We start from the raw sequence: 5,114 nt of genomic DNA, 5'->3' as shown, positions 1-5,114 counted from the left end.
GGTCAAGTCCTCGGCCTATTAGTACCGGTCAGCTCCACACGTTACCGTGCTTCCACCTCCGGCCTATCAACCCGGTCGTCTACCGGGAGCCTTACCCACTCTCGTGGTGGGAGACCTCATCTCAAGGCGAGCTTCCCGCTTAGATGCTTTCAGCGGTTATCCCTTCCGAACGTAGCCAACCAGCCGTGCACCTGGCGGTACAACTGGCACACCAGAGGTTCGTCCGTCCCGGTCCTCTCGTACTAGGGACAGCTCCTTTCAAGTCTCCTGCGCGCGCAGCGGATAGGGACCGAACTGTCTCGCGACGTTCTAAACCCAGCTCGCGTACCGCTTTAATGGGCGAACAGCCCAACCCTTGGGACCTACTCCAGCCCCAGGATGCGACGAGCCGACATCGAGGTGCCAAACCATCCCGTCGATATGGACTCTTGGGGAAGATCAGCCTGTTATCCCCGGGGTACCTTTTAGCCGTTGAGCGACACCGCTTCCACACGCCGATGCCGGATCACTAGTCCCAGCTTTCGCTCCTGCTCGACCCGTCAGTCTCACAGTCAAGCTCCCTTGTGCACTTACACTCAACACCTGATTGCCAACCAGGCTGAGGGAACCTTTGGGCGCCTCCGTTACTCTTTAGGAGGCAACCGCCCCAGTTAAACTACCCACCAGACACTGTCCTCGATCCGGATCACGGACCAGAGTTAGACGTTCAAAACGACCAGAGTGGTATTTCACCAATGACTCCACCCGAACTAGCGTCCGAGCTTCCCAGTCTCCCACCTATCCTACACAAGACGCTCCAAACGCCAATGTCAAGCTGTAGTGAAGGTCCCGGGGTCTTTCCGTCCTGCTGCGCGTAACGAGCATCTTTACTCGTAGTGCAATTTCGCCGGGTCTGCGGTTGAGACAGCGGGGAAGTCGTTACGCCATTCGTGCAGGTCGGAACTTACCCGACAAGGAATTTCGCTACCTTAGGATGGTTATAGTTACCACCGCCGTTTACCGGCGCTTAAGTTCTCACCTTCGCTGTGTCACCACAACTAAGCGGTCCCCTTAACGTTCCGGCACCGGGCAGGCGTCAGTCCGTATACATCGTCTTACGACTTCGCACGGACCTGTGTTTTTAGTAAACAGTCGCTTCCCCCTGGCCACTGCGACCCCCACCAGCTCCGAGTGCAAAACTCATCACCAGCAGAGGTCCCCCTTCTCCCGAAGTTACGGGGGCAATTTGCCGAGTTCCTTAACCGCAGTTCACCCGATCGCCTTAGTATTCTCTACCTGACCACCTGAGTCGGTTTAGGGTACGGGCCGCCACAACACTCGCTAGAGGCTTTTCTCGGCAGCATAGGATCATCCACTTCACCACAATCGGCTCGGCATCACATCTCAGGATTAATACGAGGCGGATTTGCCTACCTCGCTCCCTACATGCTTACCCCAGGAACAACCATCGCCTGGGCTGGACTACCTTCCTGCGTCACCCCATCGCTTACCTACTACCCGATCGGATCGAGCGTTCACTCTGACGGCCGTCCCGAAGGACAACCCGAGCTAAGGACTCTTAGCATCACGAGGTTCGATATGGGCGTGTTAAAGCGGGTACGGGAATATCAACCCGTTGTCCATCGACTACGCCTGTCGGCCTCGCCTTAGGTCCCGACTTACCCTGGGCGGATTAGCCTGCCCCAGGAACCCTTGGTCATCCGGCGCGAGGGTTTCTCACCCTCGATTCGCTACTCATGCCTGCATTCTCACTCGCACAGCCTCCACAACTAGATCACTCTGCTGCTTCGCCGGCTGCACGACGCTCCCCTACCCATCCAGCCCGCATAGGGCTGAATGCCACGACTTCGGCGGTGTGCTTGAGCCCCGCTACATTGTCGGCGCAGAATCACTTGACCAGTGAGCTATTACGCACTCTTTCAAGGGTGGCTGCTTCTAAGCCAACCTCCTGGTTGTCTCTGCGACTCCACATCCTTTCCCACTTAGCACACGCTTAGGGGCCTTAGTCGGTGATCTGGGCTGTTTCCCTCTCGACTACGAACCTTATCGCCCGCAGTCTCACTGCCACGCTCTCACTTACCGGCATTCGGAGTTTGGCTGACGTCAGTAACCTTGTCGGGCCCATCGGCCATCCAGTAGCTCTACCTCCGGCAAGAAACACGCGACGCTGCACCTAAATGCATTTCGGGGAGAACCAGCTATCACGGAGTTTGATTGGCCTTTCACCCCTACACACAGGTCATCCCCCAGGTTTTCAACCCTGGTGGGTTCGGTCCTCCACCCAGTCTTACCTGAGCTTCAACCTGCCCATGCGTAGATCACTCCGCTTCGGGTCTACAGCATGCGACTCAAACGCCCTATTCAGACTCGCTTTCGCTACGGCTCCCCCACACGGGTTAACCTCGCCACACACCATAACTCGCAGGCTCATTCTTCAAAAGGCACGCAGTCACATCACACAAGGACCGAAATCCTCGTAAGCTCCTACGGCTTGTAGGCACACGGTTTCAGGTACTATTTCACGACCCCTCACCGGGGCACTTTTCACCTTTCCCTCACGGTACTCGTGCACTATCGGTCATCAGGGAGTATTTAGGCTTACCAGGTGGTCCTGGCAGATTCACACAGGATTTCTCGGGCCCCGTGCTACTTGGGATCCCCTCAAGAAGCCTTCAAGATTTCGCCTACCCGGCTCTCACGGTCTACGGCAGCCCTTCCCAGAGCTTTCGACTACCTCGAAGGTTTATCACTTCTTGTGGCTTCGGCAGAAACCACCAGAGGGTCCCACGACCCCGGACATGCAACGCCTGCCGGCTATCACACACGCCCGGTTTAGCCTCATCCGCTTTCGCTCACCACTACTCACGGAATCACTTTTGTTTTCTCTTCCTACGGGTACTGAGATGTTTCACTTCCCCGCGTTACCACCAACCGCCCTATACATTCAGGCGGAGGCAACACCACATGACTGGTGCTGGGTTTCCCCATTCGGACATCCCCGGATCAACGTCTGGTTGGCGACTCCCCGAGGCTTAACGCAGCCTCCCACGTCCTTCATCGGCTCCTGATGCCAAGGCATCCACCGTGTGCCCTAAAAAACTTGGCCACAAAGATGCTCGCGTCCACTATGCAAATCTCAAACAACAAACAGCAACCACATCCACACCAGACAACCATCCGGCGCTTCAGTGGCCCTGTACTGAGGCGATAACGAACAAACAGTCCGTTTCCTCAGGACCCAACAGTGTGTTTCAGACCCGGCCCAAGCCCCCGACAACCCCGTTCCCACTCCCCTTACGAGGCGGTACTAGCGGCCCGGCGACCCGGTCCAGCTGACTAGCCAGTGCTCCACTAATGAGCTGCCGTGTGCAGAACATTCGCCTGCAGTCACAGCGTAGACCCCGGAGACGATGCCCCAGAGCCGATGCTCCTTAGAAAGGAGGTGATCCAGCCGCACCTTCCGGTACGGCTACCTTGTTACGACTTCGTCCCAATCGCCAGCCCCACCTTCGACCGCTCCCCCCCTTGCGGGTTGGGCCACGGGCTTCGGGTGTTGCCGACTTTCGTGACGTGACGGGCGGTGTGTACAAGGCCCGGGAACGTATTCACCGCAGCGTTGCTGATCTGCGATTACTAGCGACTCCGACTTCATGGGGTCGAGTTGCAGACCCCAATCCGAACTGAGACCGGCTTTTAGGGATTCGCTCCACCTCGCGGTATCGCAGCCCTCTGTACCGGCCATTGTAGCATGTTTGCAGCCCAAGACATAAGGGGCATGATGACTTGACGTCATCCCCACCTTCCTCCGAGTTGACCCCGGCAGTCCCCCATGAGTCCCCACCACCCCGAAGGGCGTGCTGGCAACATGGAGCAAGGGTTGCGCTCGTTGCGGGACTTAACCCAACATCTCACGACACGAGCTGACGACAGCCATGCACCACCTGTCACCCAGTCCGAAGAGGGCTCTGTCTCCAGAGCTTTCCGGGTGATGTCAAACCTTGGTAAGGTTCTTCGCGTTGCGTCGAATTAAGCAACATGCTCCGCCGCTTGTGCGGGCCCCCGTCAATTCCTTTGAGTTTTAGCCTTGCGGCCGTACTCCCCAGGCGGGGCGCTTAATGCGTTAGCTCCGGCACGGAACCCGTGGAAGGGTCCCACACCTAGCGCCCAACGTTTACAGCGTGGACTACCAGGGTATCTAATCCTGTTCGCTCCCCACGCTTTCGCTCCTCAGCGTCAGGTAAGGCCCAGCAAGCCGCCTTCGCCACCGGTGTTCCTCCTGATATCTGCGCATTTCACCGCTACACCAGGAATTCCACTTGCCCCTACCTACCTCTAGCCGGCCCGTATCCACCGCAGACCCGCAGTTAAGCTGCGGGCTTTCACGGCAGACGCGACCAGCCACCTACGAGCTCTTTACGCCCAATAATTCCGGACAACGCTTGCGCCCTACGTATTACCGCGGCTGCTGGCACGTAGTTAGCCGGCGCTTCTTCTGCAGGTACACGTCAACTTCGTCCCTGCTGAAAGAGGTTTACAACCCGAAGGCCGTCATCCCCCACGCGGCGTCGCTGCGTCAGGCTTCCGCCCATTGCGCAATATTCCCCACTGCTGCCTCCCGTAGGAGTCTGGGCCGTGTCTCAGTCCCAGTGTGGCCGGTCGCCCTCTCAGGCCGGCTACCCGTCGTCGCCTTGGTAGGCCACTACCCCACCAACAAGCTGATAGGCCGCGAGCCCATCCCCAACCGAAAAACTTTCCACCACCACCCGATGCCGGGGGCGGTCGTATCCGGTATTAGACCCAGTTTCCCGGGCTTATCCCAGAGTCAGGGGCAGGTTGCTCACGTGTTACTCACCCGTTCGCCGCTCGAGTACCCCGAAGGGCCTTTCCGCTCGACTTGCATGTGTTAAGCACGCCGCCAGCGTTCGTCCTGAGCCAGGATCAAACTCTCCAAACAATGCTTGGAAAAGTGGTTGAACCCAACCAAAAAGGAATCCGTCCATCCGAAGATTTGGACGGGGTTATGCATGTAATTCATGCACTGGCTTTTAACACACTGTTGAGTTCTCAAGAAACGGACGCGTACTTCCTCACCAGAACCCGTTCCCGGATCCCCG

General features: G+C 57.7%; 2 rRNA genes. Both read right to left on the bottom strand.

Going from position 1 to position 5,114, the window contains the following annotated elements:
* A 23S ribosomal RNA gene (locus tag ACIHAD_RS48695) occupies nucleotides 1-3,106 on the bottom strand; the annotation flags it as partial.
* Between the two features lie 329 nt (nucleotides 3,107-3,435).
* Nucleotides 3,436-4,954 (bottom strand): 16S ribosomal RNA (locus ACIHAD_RS48690).
* Nucleotides 4,955-5,114: the final 160 nt, after the last annotated feature.

The sequence above is a fragment of the Nonomuraea sp. NPDC052265 genome, from assembly GCF_044547985.1.
Classification (GTDB): Bacteria; Actinomycetota; Actinomycetes; order Streptosporangiales; family Streptosporangiaceae; genus Nonomuraea.
The sequence above is the reverse complement of the archived record's forward strand: the minus strand, read 5'-3'. Positions and strand labels throughout refer to the sequence as shown.